This is a genomic window from Ruegeria sp. CF1 (genome assembly GCF_056537445.1).
In genome coordinates this window covers 103,761-119,337 of record NZ_JBQFRN010000003.1, presented here as the reverse complement: position 1 = coordinate 119,337, position 15,577 = coordinate 103,761, and the positions used below count along the sequence as shown (strand labels likewise).

At 56.5% G+C, this 15,577-nt stretch carries 12 protein-coding genes; 11 read left to right on the top strand and 1 reads right to left on the bottom strand.

The genetic code is table 11. From position 1 onward, the window contains the following. The first annotated feature begins 22 nt into the window (after positions 1 to 22). Positions 23 to 1,060, top strand: coding sequence for a zinc-dependent alcohol dehydrogenase family protein (locus ACRZ96_RS08295; RefSeq protein ID WP_480771809.1), 1,038 nt, complete (start codon positions 23 to 25; stop codon positions 1,058 to 1,060). 65 nt (positions 1,061 to 1,125) lie between these two features. On the opposite strand, the gene ACRZ96_RS08290 is transcribed toward ACRZ96_RS08295, so the two are convergent. Further along, positions 1,126 to 1,929 (bottom strand): helix-turn-helix domain-containing protein, encoded by an 804-nt coding sequence (locus ACRZ96_RS08290; protein WP_170407624.1) that lies wholly within the window; start codon positions 1,927 to 1,929, stop codon positions 1,126 to 1,128. A 131-nt stretch (positions 1,930 to 2,060) separates the two neighbouring features. Here ACRZ96_RS08290 and ACRZ96_RS08285 point away from each other — a divergent pair, with 131 nt between their 5' ends. From ACRZ96_RS08285 to ACRZ96_RS08240, 10 genes are all read left to right on the top strand, one after another. Beyond that, entirely contained in the window at positions 2,061 to 4,037 is a 1,977-nt protein-coding gene (locus ACRZ96_RS08285) for a CocE/NonD family hydrolase (RefSeq protein ID WP_480771810.1), read from the top strand. A gap of 25 nt (positions 4,038 to 4,062) precedes the next feature. Then, positions 4,063 to 5,628, top strand: coding sequence for an ABC transporter substrate-binding protein (locus ACRZ96_RS08280; RefSeq protein WP_170509482.1), 1,566 nt, complete (start codon positions 4,063 to 4,065; stop codon positions 5,626 to 5,628). Between the two features lie 86 nt (positions 5,629 to 5,714). Next, complete coding sequence (locus ACRZ96_RS08275) at positions 5,715 to 6,653, top strand: ABC transporter permease (RefSeq protein ID WP_170422950.1); 939 nt, start codon at positions 5,715 to 5,717, stop codon at positions 6,651 to 6,653. 11 nt (positions 6,654 to 6,664) lie between these two features. After that, positions 6,665 to 7,522: an ABC transporter permease gene (locus tag ACRZ96_RS08270; RefSeq protein WP_170512064.1), complete on the top strand. Its 858-nt coding sequence runs from the start codon at positions 6,665 to 6,667 to the stop codon at positions 7,520 to 7,522. Further along, a complete protein-coding gene (locus ACRZ96_RS08265; RefSeq protein WP_170561648.1) occupies positions 7,519 to 8,499 on the top strand; it encodes an ABC transporter ATP-binding protein in 981 nt (326 codons plus the stop codon). The genes ACRZ96_RS08270 and ACRZ96_RS08265 overlap by 4 nt, the downstream gene beginning before the upstream one ends. Further along, positions 8,496 to 9,440, top strand: coding sequence for an oligopeptide/dipeptide ABC transporter ATP-binding protein (locus ACRZ96_RS08260; protein ID WP_480706300.1), 945 nt, complete (start codon positions 8,496 to 8,498; stop codon positions 9,438 to 9,440). Before ACRZ96_RS08265 ends, ACRZ96_RS08260 begins: the two co-directional genes overlap by 4 nt. A gap of 3 nt (positions 9,441 to 9,443) precedes the next feature. Then, entirely contained in the window at positions 9,444 to 11,087 is a 1,644-nt protein-coding gene (locus ACRZ96_RS08255) for an amidohydrolase (protein ID WP_480706302.1), read from the top strand. A 1-nt stretch (position 11,088) separates the two neighbouring features. Next, entirely contained in the window at positions 11,089 to 12,594 is a 1,506-nt protein-coding gene (locus ACRZ96_RS08250; RefSeq protein ID WP_170512070.1) for a M81 family metallopeptidase, read from the top strand. A 613-nt stretch (positions 12,595 to 13,207) separates the two neighbouring features. Continuing rightward, a complete protein-coding gene (locus tag ACRZ96_RS08245) occupies positions 13,208 to 14,293 on the top strand; it encodes a hypothetical protein (RefSeq protein ID WP_480706304.1) in 1,086 nt (361 codons plus the stop codon). Continuing rightward, positions 14,283 to 15,566 (top strand): glycosyltransferase family 2 protein, encoded by a 1,284-nt coding sequence (locus tag ACRZ96_RS08240; protein ID WP_480706306.1) that lies wholly within the window; start codon positions 14,283 to 14,285, stop codon positions 15,564 to 15,566. The genes ACRZ96_RS08245 and ACRZ96_RS08240 overlap by 11 nt, the downstream gene beginning before the upstream one ends. Positions 15,567 to 15,577: the final 11 nt, after the last annotated feature.

Below are 15,577 nucleotides of genomic sequence, written 5' to 3'. Positions count from 1 at the left end.
CGAAAAAATGAAAGAGCACACTATGAAGGCTGTCCTGTTCGAGAAGTTCCGACAAACCCCCAAGGTTGTCACAGTCGACGACCCTGCACCCGATACTCATGGCGTTGTTCTGAAGGTCGAAGCCACTGGCGTTTGTCGCAGCGATTGGCACGGGTGGATGGGGCATGACAGTGATATCGAGCTGCCTCACATACCCGGTCATGAGTTGGCTGGCGTGGTCGAAGCCGTCGGACGGGATGTAAAGAACTGGAAAGTTGGCGACAAGGTAACCGTGCCTTTCGTCTGCGGCTGCGGAACGTGCAGCGAATGTCACGCAGGGCATCAACAAGTCTGTCTGTATCAAGAGCAACCCGGCTTTACCCATTGGGGCAGTTTCGCGGAATATGTGCCAATTCATCAGGCTGACCTTAATTTGGTCGCGCTGCCTGAAACCATGGAATTTGCAACCGCCGCCAGCCTTGGCTGCAGGTTTGCCACTTCATTCCGCGCGGTCGTCGATCAAGGAAGGGTCTCGGCCGGTCAATGGGTTGCCGTACATGGCTGCGGTGGGGTCGGTCTGTCAGCCGTTATGATTGCTGCCGCCGTCGGGGCCAATGTCATCGGGGTTGATCTAGACGAAGCCAGACTCGAACTTGCGCAAGAACTGGGTGCAGTTGCGACCATTAACGGTACAGATGCTGATGTTCCCGAAGCGATCCGCGAAATCACCAAAGGCGGCTCCCATGTGTCAATCGACGCTTTGGGTCATCCCGTCACTATGACCAACTCGATCCTCTGCCTGCGTCCGCGCGGCAAGCACATTCAGGTCGGTCTGATGCTGGGTGATCACGCTTCGCCAGCAGTACCCATGCCAAAGATCGTAGGACAAGAGATCGAATTGCTTGGTTCGCACGGGATGCAGGCGCATCGCTATGGCGCGATGCTCGACATGATTAAAAATGGCAAGTTGGATCCGGCGCGGTTGGTGGGGGAAAAAATCAGCCTGGAAGACGCACCCAAGGCCTTGATAGGGATGGATAAGTTTACCTCAATCGGTGCGACGGTCATCACAAGGTTCTGAGTCACAAACAGGATCCGCCCCGTGCGAAAATGGCGCCACTAAACGGCGATTTCAAAATGCATCACTCAATTGGCAAGTTCTGTTGGTATCGCTGAAAAATGGGCATCGCCTGATCCCAAAAGGTACTTTCGGACCGCCAGGTCGATTGATTTACTCTGTTCTGAATAGACACCGCAGGCAGTGAGCGCTTCACGGGCGGTAATGCGCTCATCAAGCCGTTTCCAGATTGTTTTCGCCGCATAAGGGTGTGGAAACGGCCGCCAAGCCACACCCATTGTCATGCCACGCAAGTATTTTAGCTGTTGGCGATGTGCGGAATAAAGGATGGTCTGCGCAATGCTTCCTTCCTTGCCGCATTCATGTTCGGTGGCGAAGATCCTGTTACCGCGCAGGGCAACCAGCCCTTCGTAGCGCGAAATCTGCCGAACGCTTTTGTCCGGGGACGTGGCGTTTTCGTGCGAGCGGATCGTCACGACGCCATCCACCTCCTTAAGTCGGATCAGAGAACAAAAAATGCGCCCCTGCCAAGACGGGGTGCAAAAGAAAGAATGATAGAAGCCCACATAGCGTCTGAGATTCTTCACCTGATCACTGTACGGCTTAACAAACAAGCTGGCAGGAGTTTCTTTCCGACGGACGATCGAGTCTTTCAAAGTTTCTTCAAAATCTGTCCGAGGCGCAAAAAGCTGCGCCTCAGGCAGATCGAAATACCGAGCGATACGGCGCAGGTTGTGGGCTGATGGCAAGCTTTCGCCGTTGAGGTAGCGATTAAACTGCTGCCTGTTCAGGCCGATTTCTCGACAGACTTGCGAGATATTGCCTCGCTCGGCGCACAAAGACCGTAAATTTGCGGAAAAACTTTCGGACATAAGCGTCATTTCTTTCGCGTTTTGACGCTATAATGCTAAAGATTGAATAAAAGCGCGTAAAGTAGCTCAGTTCAATAATTTTCGGAATGCGGGTTGGCTGTACCAAACGCAACAACGGGACCTCGCTCCGAATGTCCACAAAAATCATCGAAAACACCTGGATCCCACTGCCGGATGGTCGGAAACTGGCTGCACGAATTTGGTTGCCCGAAACCGGGCCGTCACCCGCCATTCTGGAATACCTCCCCTATCGCAAGCGGGATGGAACTGCGCCGCGAGATGCAACCACTCATCCAGTATTTGCCGAGGCAGGATACGCCTGCATCCGCGTCGACATTGCCGGAACCGGTGATAGCGAGGGGCAGTTCGACGACGAGTATTCGGAACAGGAACTCCGCGATGGTGAAGCCGTTCTGAGTTGGATCGCCGCACAAAACTGGTGCGACGGAAACATTGGGATGATCGGTATCTCCTGGGGAGGATTCAATGGGCTGCAGCTGGCCTTTCGCCATCCGCCCGAGCTCAAGGCGGTGGTCAGTGTTGCCTCGACCGTGGATCGGTACGCCGATGACATACATTTCATGGGCGGCTGCCTGTTAAGCGACAATATTAACTGGGGCAGTCAGATGTTCGCCTATTTGACACGGCCCGCAGACCCCGAGCTGCGATCTGATTGGCGAGAAGTCTGGCTTGCCCGACTTGAGAATGTACCATTCTCAGCAGCCGATTGGCTGCGTCATCCAACGCGCAGCGCGTTCTGGAAACATGGCTCGGTTTGCGAGGATTGGTCGGCGATTCAAGCTCCGGTTCTTGCGATAACGGGTTGGTCGGATGCATATGTCAACGCTCCGCCAGCGCTGGCAGCAAATCTGGCCGTGCCGTCAAAGGCGCTGATCGGACCGTGGGAGCACCGCTATCCGCATATCTCGAAACTGGAGGCAGGGGATTTCCATTCCGAGGTGATCGGCTGGTTTGATCGCTGGCTGAAGGGGCAGCAGAATGGCGCCGAAGACCTGCCCGCCTACCGAACCTATATGCAGGATCATTTTGGCCCGAGCAAAAAGAACAAACCCAGGCAGGGCCGCTGGATCGCCGAGACAGAATGGCCGTCGCCCAATGTCAGTGATGAAGTCTGGCATTTGGGATTGGGTGGGTTCTCCGACGTCGCCATTACGGCCGAGACAACCGTATCGAATCCAGCCCATATCGGACAGGCTGGCGGGTATTTCTGCCCGGGCATGCGGATCGACAATGAGTTGGCCGAAGATCAAGCAGCCGATGACGCACTGTCGCTTTGTTTCGATACGGCACCGCTGGACAAACCGCTTGAACTGCTTGGACGGGCGCGACTGAAACTGTCCTTCACCGTGGACAGACCGGTAGTCCAACTGATAGCGCGGTTGTGTGATGTCGCCCCGGATGGGGTTTCTCAGCGGATCACCTATCGGGCGCTGAACCTGACGCACTACAAGAGCCACGAGACCCCTGAAGCGTTGGTTCCCGGTCAGGTCTACAGTGCGGAAATCGCACTAAATGAGTGCGCGCATCGCGTGAAACCCGGTCATATCCTGCGTCTTGCGCTGTCTACCGCTTACTGGCCTATCGTTTGGCCCGCGCCAGAAGCGGCAGAGGTGACGTTACAACTGCAAGGTTCGGCGCTGTATTTGCCGGTTCGGACGATGTCTGAGGAAGCTGATCCTGCACATCCCGGACCAGCGCAGGATTATCCGACGTTGCAAAGCACCGAGCTGCGCGCGCCGTCGGGCCGATCCGAACGGCGCATCGAAGCGGACGGAACCGTCGTACTTGAGACATTCGACGACTACGGCAAAGCACAGGACCCCGGCCACGGCCTGATCGTCGGAAGCCACGTCGCCATGCGCTATGCGATCCATCCCGATGACCCAGCGACCGCGCAATTCAAGGCGGGCTGGCGTTTCACGTTTGAGAGGGACGAATGGCAGGTCGAGATCAGCACCGAAAACGCGATGACCTGTGACGTCGAGAATTTCTATCTGCATCGAAAACTGCGCGCCACCGAAGGCGCGGACAAAACAGAAGTTCTGACAAAGGAATGGAACAAAACCATCCCGCGCAGGCTTCTGTAAACGATCTGACCCAAGGGAGAACATCATGAAAATCGAATGGACAAAAGCAAATGTCGGGCGCAGGGGCTTCTTGAAAGGGGCAACTGCGCTTGGGGCGGCATCCGCGCTGCCTGCAAGCTGGGCCAATCGCGCCTTCGCCGCTGATGACGGGGTGTTGCGGGTGCGCGCCTATGGTGATGCCCAGAACATGGACCCCGCACATTCCGTCGGTGTTGTCGAAGAAGAAGTGCATGCCTCGATTTACAACAAGTTGATCCAATACAAGCCCGGCGAGGAATGGGGTTGGCAGCTGGATGCGGCGGCGATGATCGAGCAGGTTGACCCGACCCATATCAAGTTCGCCCTACGCGATGATATCGGTTTCACCAATGGCTTCGGTGCGATGACCGCTGAAGACGTGAAATTCAGCATGGAGCGCATCGTGGACGATGCGACCGAAAGCCCGAACAAGCCCGATTTGGGTCCGTTCAGCCATGTCGAAGTGAGCAGCGAACGCGAAGGTACCATCGTTCTGAACGAGCCGTTTGCTCCGATTTGGTCGATCGCCCTGCCCTACATAACCGGCAACATCGTCTCGAAAGCTGCGGTCGAGGCCGCAGGGGGCCGCATCGGGGCTGATCCGGTCGCTGAATCCGGCCCTTATCTGCGGGACAGCTGGTCACCCAAAGAAAAAACCGTGCTTAAGCGCAACCCGGATTGGAAGGGTGACGCACCAACATGGGACACAATCGAAATCCTGCCGATCGACGACGAAAACACCGCCGAGATCGCCTTTGAGGCGGGCGAACTGGACATGACTCGGGTTTCGCTGGGATCGGTTGAACGCTATCGGGCCGGTGTTCCGAACGGCGGATCTTTGGTCGAGAAACCCTCACTGTTCTATGTCTGGTTGGGCATGAATCTGGATCACCCCAAGCTTCAGAACCCAAAACTGCGTCAGGCGATTCAACATGCAGTCGACGTACCAAGCATCCTAGAGGCGGCCTATTTTGGAGCCGCTGAACCCTCGACAGGCATCATCGCACCTGGCCTTGCGGGCCACCGCCCACAATCTCTGGTCCCTCCGGCGGCAAACTTCGAGAAAGCGGCGCAATTGCTGGCGGAATCTGGCGAGACCAATGTGACGCTTACGCTGGACACGCTGAACAAGACCACTTTCACAACGACGGCTCAGATCATTCAGGCAACTCTGGCGCAGATCGGGATCACGGTCGAAGTCAACGTACTGGAATCCGGTGCATTCTGGGCAAGCGGAGACAACGAGAACCTGCAACTGGTTCTGAACCGCTTCTCGATGACCCCCGATCCATATTATGCGACGGCTTGGTTCACCACCGAACAGGTCGGCATCTGGAACTGGGAGCGGTTCAGCAACGCTGAATTTGACGAAATTCACAACTCGGCATTCAAGGAAGCGGATGTGGCCAAACGCGCTGAGATGTATCAGCGGGCGCAGGATCTGATGGAAGAAAGTGGTGCCTACCGCTTTATCACCCACGAGGCGACACCGGTGATTCATTCGGCTCGTGTCACCCCCGCGCTAAGACCCGACGGTCTGGCACTGCTGCGGTATTTCGGCAAGGCGACCTGACCTCCCCAAGGTCGGCTATGTCCGGCGGGGTTTGACGCCCGCCGGACAAAACAGCTCGCCACCCATCCACAAGGAGCCAGCTTTTCATGTTGAAGTTTGCAACCCGCCGCTTCGGGCTAGCGCTGCTTATCCTGTTCGTGGCGGTTACCGTCATGTTCCTGATGATCCGCGCCGTCCCCGGGGACCCGGTCCAGATCATGTTGGGGCCACGCGCAACACCTGAGCTTCAGGCCCAGCTCACCGCTGCGTTGGCGCTGGATCAACCAATCTGGAAACAGCTGGTCATATTCTATGGAAACCTGGTCCGTGGCGATCTGGGAATCGACGTATTCTCGGGCCGATCCGTGACAGATATCGTGTTTCAGCAGCTACCCTACACTCTGGAACTGATCTTTGCGTCGATCCTGTGGTCCGCCACCTTGGGAATTGCGCTTGGGGCATATGCCGCCGCCCATCCGAACACTCTGATCGACCGAATTGCGGCGGCGATTTCGGTCAGTTTTGTTGCAGCACCCGCCTTTGTCGTAGCACTTCTGTCGCTATTGGTCTTTGCCGTGCATCTTCAGTGGTTTCCAGCCATCGGCGCGGGCGAAGGCTTCTGGGGTCGCATTGATCACCTCGTTTTGCCCGCCTTTGCCATCGGGCTAAGCTGGGTGGGCTACATCGCGCGGTTGGTGCGCGCCTCGATGTTGGAAGTCTTAGGCGAAAACCACGTTCGGACCGCACGAGCCTTCGGTATCGCAGAGCGCCGCGTGGTGATGGTTTATGCCTTGCGTATCGCCATTCTTCCGGTTGTCACGGTGATCGGCGTCGGCATGGGTTTCCTGCTGAGCTCGGCCGTATTCGCCGAAATAGTGTTCGCGCGCCCGGGTCTGGGCAAGCTGGTGATCGACAGCATAACCACCCGCAATTACCCGATTGTCATGGGCTCGGTTCTGATCTCAACCGGTTTGTTCGTCGTGTCGACCGCACTGGCGGACCTGATCAATGCGTGGCTCGACCCACGCGCTAGACAAGCGCATTGAGGAAAGCCGAAATGGAAAAATCTCGTTCTGAACTTGGTCAGATCATTGTCGGCGTCGCCCGCGACCCTCTGGGTCTGATTGGTTTGGTCATTGTCGGCACCATCGTCTTCTGTGCGATTTTCGCCTATTGGATTGTGCCCTATGATCCTGTGGCCATGGATATCAAAGCCCGGTTGCAAGGCCCGTCTGCCGAGCACCTTCTGGGTACGGACCAACTTGGCCGCGATACGTTTTCCCGCGTGATTGCCGGCGGTCAGGTTGCGTTGAAAGTCGCCTTGCCTGCCGTCTTTGGTGCTATGGCAATTGGCCTAACCTTGGGAATGATTGCGGGGTATGGGCCAAAATGGCTCGACAACCTGTTGATGTTGTTCTTTGACACCATCCGATCCTTCCCAACCGTGATGTTCGCGCTGGCCGTTGTGGCCCTGGTCGGTCCCAGTTTGCAAACGGTTGTGTTCGTGGTGATGGCGACTTCGATCCCAACCTATGGCCGTGTGGCGCGAACGCAGACCCTGACGTTGCGCAACTCCGAGTTCATTCTGGCCGAGCGGTCGATGGGGGCCAGCATGGCCCGCATCTTGGGTGTGCACATGCTACCAAATATCGTGGGGGTTTTGGCCGTCCTGGCTGCTATGGACATCCCGACGGTAATCGCGCTTGAGGCGGGGCTGTCCTTTCTCGGGCTTGGCGTGAAGCCCCCAACCCCCAGTTGGGGCGCACTTCTGAAGGACGGGTATTCCCTGATCCGACAGACACCTTGGCTGGTGGTGGGCGGCGGTCTGCCGATCATTCTGGCAACCCTGGGCTTTACGTTTTTAGGGGAATCGCTGCGCGACGTGGTTGATCCCAAACTGAGGAAACAGCGATGACCGAAACTCTTCTGGAAATCGAGAACCTCAGCGTCGATTATGAAACGGCACGCGGAGATCTCAAGGCATTGCGGGATCTCACCTTTGACATCCGCAAAGGTGAGATCGTGGGTATTGTCGGTGAGTCTGGTTGCGGAAAATCAACCTTGATCTCGTCGATCCTGCGGCTGACCGCACCGAACACGCGGTTCCGGCAAGGCGAAATACGCTTTAAGGGGCAGGATCTGTTGCAAGTGCCTGAACGCAGGATGCGTGATCTGCGCGGGGCCGATATCTCAATCATCTTTCAGGACCCGATGCAGACCCACAATCCGGTTCTAACCATTGGCCAGCAGATGGTCGATATTCAGCATCGATCAAAGACAAGCAGGCAGGTAAAACTGGCCAATGCGGCAAAGATGCTGGGGGCTGTTGGAATTCCGGACCCTGAAGCGCGCTTAAAGCAGTTTCCGCACGAGTTTTCTGGCGGAATGCGACAGCGGATCGCCATTGCCATGGCGTTGATTTCAGAACCCGACCTGCTGATCGCGGATGAGCCGACCACCGCGCTGGACGCCACGCTTGAGGTGCAAATCATTGAGCGCTTGCAAGAGCTGCAGCGCGAGTTCGATTGCGCCATCCTGTTCATCTCGCACCATCTGGGTGTGATCGCGGAACTCTGTGATCGCGTAGTGGTAATGTACGCAGGCGCCGTGGTCGAAAGCGGCGAGGTGCGCGAGATTTTTCACAATCCCAAGCACCCTTACACACGCCGTCTGATTGATTGCGATCCCGGCCATATCAAGGAACGCGCGCGGGTTCTGCCAACTATTCCGGGCGAAGTGCCCGATCTGGCCAACCTGCCCGGCGGCTGTATTTTCCGCGACCGCTGCGATCAGGCGATGCCACGCTGCGCAACGGACGTTCCGCCCTTGGATCGTCTGAAAGAAGGGCATCACGCCGCCTGCTGGCTGAACCATGAGGAGGCCGTGACATGAGCCTGCTGAATGTCCAAGACCTGCAAACCAGCTATGGCCCGGTCAACGTGCTGGCGGGCGTCAGCTTTGAGGTCGAAGCTGGCGAGACCTATGCGCTTGTCGGCGAAAGCGGTTCGGGCAAGACAACTGTCATCCGTGCGATTGCGGGCCTGGCCCCGGCGCAGGCCGGTTCGGTCGTGTTTGACACGCAAGAGATACGAGGCGCGCCGGAACGGGTAATGCGTCCGCTGCGCAAAGACATGGCGATGATGTTTCAGGACCCTGTGGGCAGCTTGTCACCACGCCTGACAATTCGAAGCCTGATCACGGAACCCTATCGCATTCAGGGCATGAAAGATCGCGATCTGGATGCCGAAGCCAAGCGTCTGCTGGAAATGGTGAACCTGCCGGTGCATTTCGCGGACCGCTACCCCTATCAATTGTCCGGTGGCCAGGCACGACGGGTTGGTGTTGCCCGCGCTTTGGCGCTGGAGCCGAAACTGATCCTGGCGGATGAACCAACGGCGGGGCTGGATGTCTCGGTACAGGGTGAGCTGCTGAACCTACTCAATGACCTGCGGGAACGCCTGGGCCTGGCGATGGTGATCATCACCCACAACCTGAACGTGGTGCGCCACGTGGCAGACCGCATGGGCATTATGTATCTGGGTCGACTGGTCGAGGAAGGCACGACAGAGGCGATCTTCGACGATCCGCGCCACCCCTATACCCGCTGCCTGCTCAGCGCCAACCCCGAGCCGGACCCCGATGCGCGCCTTGAACGGATCGCGCTCAAAGGTGAGCCGCCCAGCCTCTTGCAACGTCCGTCGGGCTGTGAGTTCCGCGAAAGATGCCCGTTTGCCAAAGACATCTGCACACAGACACCGCAATGGGAGGTTGCGGCGGGCCACGGGCTGCGCTGTCTCGCACCCTTGTCGGGTGCGCCTGCTCCGGGTCACTAAAGGATGAGGGAAACACTCTATTTCGGCGGTCCCATCCTGACGATGGACGCCGACAATTCCCGACCCGAGGCGGTGTTGGTGCGGGACGATGTCATCATTGCGGTGGGGGACGAAGCAACGCTGCGTCGGCGGATGTCATCCGATGCGGGTGTATATGACCTAGCTGGCCAGACCCTGATCCCAGCCTTCATCGACTCGCACGGCCACTTCCCAGATCCCGGCTTCATCCAGCTGTTTCGGGTTGATCTTGCATCACCTCCACGCGGCGTGTGTATGGATATGGCGCAAGCTTTGGAAAAGCTGCGCTGCCGAGCCGAAGAGACGCCCGAGGGCGATTGGGTGATGGGCGTTTTGTTCGACAACACCGCCATTTCAGAAGGCCGCATGCCTACCCGGGCCGAACTGGATGATGTCTCAACGGCGCATCCAATCTGGGTTCTGCATGCTTCGGGTCACAATGGCGTGGCCAATTCGATGGCGCTGAAGCTGCATGGCGTCAATCGCGACACCCCGGACCCGGCCGGAGGGCGTTATGGCCGCGACCCCGATACCGGCGCCCTGACGGGGCTGGTCGAAGGGCTGTCGGCCATGGGCGAAATGGGCGACACTGATTTTCTGATCGACCGGGACAGGTTCTGGCAAGGGTTCAACGCCTGCCGTGATGAGTATTTGTCCCACGGAGTAACTTATGCACAGAACGCTTGGGCATCGCAGGTTATGCTCGACCACTTTACCAGCCTTCCTGCCGATCAGGATCCCGGCATTGATTTGGAATTGTTGCCAATTGCCGATCTGGAACCGGCTCTGAGCCAGGGCTGGATCGACGATAACTGGCCCGGAAACCCACATTTTACGCTGGGTGCGCGCAAGCTGTTTACCGATGGCGCATTCCAATTGCAGACTGCCTATCTGTCTGCGCCCTACTACAAGTCGCTGGACCCCGATCACCCCTGTGGCATGATCTATGCCACGCAGGTCGACATGGATACCGAGGTTCTCCGCCTACACGCTATGGGGTTTCAGATCCACTGCCATTGCAACGGGGATGCCGGGGCCGAGATGTTCATCGATGCGGTGGACAAGGCCTTGTTAGCGCATCCGCGAGACGATCACCGCCATACCATCATCCACGGCCAGGTTCTGCGCGACGATCAACTGGACCGCATGGCGCGGCTTGGAATAACTGTCAGCTTCTTTTCAGCACATGTGCATTTCTGGGGGGACCGACACTACGATACCTTCCTCGGCCCGGAACGCGCTGAACGGATTTCGCCAGCCGCAACTGCGGAACGATACGGTGTACGCTATACGATCCACAATGACGCGTCGGTTACGCCAACGCGGCCCATCCATCTGGCGCATTGCGCGGTGAACCGACTGACTGCATCCGGCCGGCAACTGGGTGAAAAGGAAAAGGTCAGCGTACTGTCTGCGCTACGGGCACAAACCATCGATGCGGCGTGGCAAGTGTTTAAAGAAGATCAGCGCGGTTCGATTGAGCCCGGAAAACTGGCAGATTTCGCCATCCTTTCTCGCAATCCCCTAGATGATCCTGAACGGCTGCTCGACACATCAATTGTTGCAACCATCCGGCGAGGACAGATTGTGTTTGGCGCCACCAAATCCAGAAAAGAACTGGAGTTTTAGAATGACAGCGAAACGCATTGCCATTGCCGGATTTCAACACGAAACCAACTGCTTCGGAGCGACCAAAGCGGGTCTGCCCGAGTTCGAGATGGCAGATTCCTGGCCCGAAATGTTGCATGGCGCGCGTGTCATCGCAGACACCAAAGGCATGAACCTACCCATCGCCGGGTTTTCTTCCGCCGCGAACCAGGCAGGTTTCGAGCTTTTCCCAATCCTGTGGTGTGCGGCAGAACCTAGCGCTCATGTCACGGATCACGCGTTCGAGAAGATATGTACTATGATCTTGGATGGCCTTCGCGGCGCGGGACCGCTGGACGGAGTGTATCTCGACCTGCACGGTGCCATGGTGACTGAAAGCCTTGCCGATGGTGAGGGAGAACTGTTGCGCCGAGTACGTGATCTGGTAGGGCAGGACGTTCCGGTCGTGGCGAGCCTGGACCTGCATGCCAATATCTCTGACCAGATGATCTCGCAGGCGGACTATCTGGCAATTTTCCGCACGTACCCGCACCTCGATATGGGCGAAACCGGTGCACGATGCGTACCGGTTCTGCAAAGGCTACTGGCAGGAGAAAAGCTGCACAAAGCCTTCCGGCAGGTGCCCTATCTGATCCCATTGCATGCGCAATACACCTGGGCCGCACCGTTTGATGAGATTTATCAGTTGCCCACCCGGTTCGAACAGGCCCATGTCTATGCAGAAATCGCACTGGGTTTTACAGCGGCAGATTATCCCGATACTGGTCCGTCCTGCGTTGCCTACGCGACCAGTGCCGCGCAAGCGACCGCCGCAGTAGATCAAATAGTCGACCTTTTTCTGGCCCGCGAACCTGATGTGGACTGCTCTATGTTGTCGTTGGACGAAGCCGTTCTGGCCTGTCGTTCGCATCGCGACAAACCGCTCGTGTTAGCGGATGTACAGGACAACGCAGGCGCAGGCGGCACATCCGATACCACCGGACTTCTGGCCGCTTTGATCGAGGGGGAAGCGCAGGAGGTTTTGATGGGTCTCTTCCACGACGCCGAAAGCGCAGAGAAAGCGCATCGTGCAGGCCAAGGCGCAAAACTGAACCTGGCCATCGGCGGAAAATCAGGTCTGCCCGGGCTCCACCCCGTTGAGGCAAAGTTCGAAGTTCTGGCCATCGGAGATGGCATCTGCCGATACTCAGGTGAGATGTACGGAGGCGGCATCGCGACGCTTGGCAAAACGGCCGCTCTGAGGATGATAGAGTCTGGCGCGAAGATAGACTTGGTCGTCACCAGTGTGCGCAACCAATGCCTAGACCGCGCTCATTTCACCCATATCGGCCTGAATCCCACATCCTATTCAGTGATCTGTGTCAAAAGCACCACACATTTCCGGGCGGATTTCCAACCCATCGCAAGCGACGTGAAAGCCGTTGCCGCTCCAGGCACCTTTCTCTGCGATCTGGACCAGATCCCCTACTACAACATCGCAGGCAAACGCCGCATCGAAACACGTGGACCCAAAACCAGAACCCATTGATTTCCCACCCGCATCGCAGCTCGCAATCGACATAGCAGGCGCAGAAACTGCATTGATATCCCGCTTGTAAACTAAGAGATTGGAAACTTCTCGCTTCACGTTTTGACAATGCTGCGTCATCATTCGCTTCAAACCTACAGAAGATAGGGCTTAAACCGCTTCTGTTCGGCAGAAACCCAAGCCCATTACGACCAAGCTTTGATAGAGCAACCCTGCAGCAAATCCCGACCCAGCGAACGGACCTTGCTAGCGCGATTCACGGTTCGAAATCGAGCGGTGAAGATGTCTGACTTATATTGGTTGGCTGGCGCACATAAAGCGCGTCTTGAGCCCTTATTCCCCAAATCACACGCCAGTCATCTACGCGAGACCCGCGGAGTTACAGACCCAGATTGTGATGATCTGCTAAAACCCGCTTTTTATCGGAATAGTGAACGAAACCGCAACGCTGGGAAATACCATCACACCGGATACCTCCGCTCAAACAAACTGGTCTGAGATCCGGCCTGTTCGGCGTTGGATGTAGACGGCAAGTGTAGCTATCGATAGACAACTTCCACAGGGTCAAACCGAAAACGAGGGCCCGAGGCAACCCAGGCAACAGGAAGAAACTATGAAGCGCTGTGCAATTGTACAATTTGAACCGCGCCATGAAGAAGTCATCCCCAGCTTGGTGGCCGCCTGTAATGCCAACGGGTACCGACCACGAATCTTTCTGCATCGCCGGATCTTAAAGCTGCGCGGAGATATCATGGCCTTGGTGCCGGGATTGGAATTTGATGTTGAGTATGTGCCTTTGAGCACACCGGATTACCGGGCTGCGGATGCACCAAAACATATCAAGTCTACTATGGCTGCAATTGAAGCGGCCGAACATGACTTCGTCCTGATGGCCTCTTTGAGTCGTCCAAAAGCGGCAAGCTGGGCGCATGGAGTGAAGAAGCCATTGATCATGGTCCTGCATAATCTGGATCAGTTCAACCATATGGCACCCCTGCGCGAGACGCTTCAGATGCCAAATGCGCGCTACATCAGCCTGAGTGCACATGTCACGGCTGAATGGATCAGCCGGGTGGGCAAAGCCCATATGGACAGGATCGCGACGTTGGAGCCGTTTTATTGGATCGATGATCCGGAACCAAAGTTGGGCCAGCCGCGTCAGGTCGTGATCCCCGGCAACGTTAACATGCGGACACGTGATTACCCTGGCCTGCTGGATCTTCTTGGCAATCGACCGGACGCCTTTCAGAATCTACATTTCATTCTGCCGTCAGGAGGCGGAGATCGCGCCAAGGTTGAAAGTGAGATCCAGGACCGAAAGCTTGACGCGCGTTTTACGTGCGTGCCTTTGGACGACAGCGGGCAGGTGGGGCATGCCGCGTATTTTAACGCACTGGCGGGCGCTCAGGTGATACATCCGCTCATGCCATTTGACTATGAACAATATCAACGGATCAAGATCACATCTGCCCTGTCCTCTTCGGGTGGATTCTGTGTGCCGATCGTCATGGACCGCTGGTCAGAGGCCTGTTACCGACCACCAATGCTGATTGCTGACAATGGGTTGGAGGCAAGCCTGACCCGCATTTCAGGGGCGAGTGATGCAGAACTCGGCGATCTGCAGGTAGCACTGAAGTCTTACCGCCGATCTGCACTTGCAAACGGAGCTGTCGGGCTAAGACGGCTAATTGAACAATAAGTGCATCTATCCGGTTCACTCTCAGCCTTTTAGATCCACCTACCACCGAGTTGGAAATCGCCCAAGTTGGCAACATGATGCCGCGCCGTACTTTTTTCGTTCCTACGCGAAATTCGCAGTTCAGAACATCCGCAAAACCGTTATTCTCAATGAGCACCACATGACATGCGGTCTGGCAGATGACCAGACTGAAGCGTCGGATCAAAGGAATAGAATGACACGAAAGCTAGCGATCCTGACGGTCAAAGATGAAGGCGCGTTCCTGTTGGAATGGCTCGCCCATCATCAGATGGTTGGATTCACTGATTTTCTGATCTTCTCAAATGATTGCGCGGATGGCACCGATCTGATGTTGCACCGACTCGAAGAGATGGGGCAAATCACTCATATCAGCCATGAAGCCAAGCCTGATAAGAGCGTACAGTGGCAGGCTATGAAACAAGCCGCCAAACATCCTCTATTGAAAGAAGCAGACTGGATATTGGCGCTCGATATTGATGAGTTTGTAAATATCCATATTGGCGACGGCTCATTAAACGCGCTCATCCATAGCCTCCCCGAGGCGGATGCGATCACGCTCACCTGGCGGCTATTCGGAAATGCAGGGATCGTTTATTTTGAAGATGCGCCGGTGACCCAACAGTTCACTTCGTGCGCCCCCAAACCCATCCTTTGGCCGTGGCGCGCCTCGATGTTCAAAACGCTTTATCGCAACAACGGGATTTACCGTAAACCAGGCATTCATCGGCCAATTTCGCCTGATCAGACCCGCGTGGATGAGGCGCGCTGGTATGATGGATCAGGCCGTTTGCTTGGTGGCGATCATCGCCGCCAGCGGGTATTTTCCAACTATACCCAAGATACGACCATGAGGGTTCAGCTTAACCATTATGCTTTGGGCGCGATGGACTCCTTTCTGCTCAAACGTGCGCGTGGACGTGGGGTGCATTTCAAAGAGAAAATCGGCATGGATTATTGGGTCGATTACAACTTTAACAGCGATCAGGACGTCTCTATTTCCCACTACCAATCGGCACGGGCTGCTCGGGTTACCGAGCTAAAATCAGATGCCACACTGAAGAAGCTACATGACAAGGCCTGCGAATGGCGGCACAAGCGATTTAAGGAACTTTTGGAGTCAGAACCTGAACGCGCGTTTTTTGCTCGCCTGATGATGGCTGGCCAAACCACACCTCTGACGGAGCATACGGCCCGTCAGCTTATTTCAGTTGCCATGCGCGCGAACCAGAAAGCCGCCGCAGAGTCCGAGTAGGAGCCTTACTT

Bases quoted from the DNA above. Each gene is read 5' to 3' on its own strand.
- ACRZ96_RS08295 (WP_480771809.1), top strand. From the start codon at position 23: ATGAAGGCTGTCCTGTTCGAGAAGTTCCGACAAACCCCCAAGGTTGTC.
- ACRZ96_RS08290 (WP_170407624.1), bottom strand. From the start codon at position 1,929: ATGTCCGAAAGTTTTTCCGCAAATTTACGGTCTTTGTGCGCCGAGCGA.
- ACRZ96_RS08285 (WP_480771810.1), top strand. From the start codon at position 2,061: ATGTCCACAAAAATCATCGAAAACACCTGGATCCCACTGCCGGATGGT.
- ACRZ96_RS08280 (WP_170509482.1), top strand. From the start codon at position 4,063: ATGAAAATCGAATGGACAAAAGCAAATGTCGGGCGCAGGGGCTTCTTG.
- ACRZ96_RS08275 (WP_170422950.1), top strand. From the start codon at position 5,715: ATGTTGAAGTTTGCAACCCGCCGCTTCGGGCTAGCGCTGCTTATCCTG.
- ACRZ96_RS08270 (WP_170512064.1), top strand. From the start codon at position 6,665: ATGGAAAAATCTCGTTCTGAACTTGGTCAGATCATTGTCGGCGTCGCC.
- ACRZ96_RS08265 (WP_170561648.1), top strand. From the start codon at position 7,519: ATGACCGAAACTCTTCTGGAAATCGAGAACCTCAGCGTCGATTATGAA.
- ACRZ96_RS08260 (WP_480706300.1), top strand. From the start codon at position 8,496: ATGAGCCTGCTGAATGTCCAAGACCTGCAAACCAGCTATGGCCCGGTC.
- ACRZ96_RS08255 (WP_480706302.1), top strand. From the start codon at position 9,444: ATGAGGGAAACACTCTATTTCGGCGGTCCCATCCTGACGATGGACGCC.
- ACRZ96_RS08250 (WP_170512070.1), top strand. From the start codon at position 11,089: ATGACAGCGAAACGCATTGCCATTGCCGGATTTCAACACGAAACCAAC.
- ACRZ96_RS08245 (WP_480706304.1), top strand. From the start codon at position 13,208: ATGAAGCGCTGTGCAATTGTACAATTTGAACCGCGCCATGAAGAAGTC.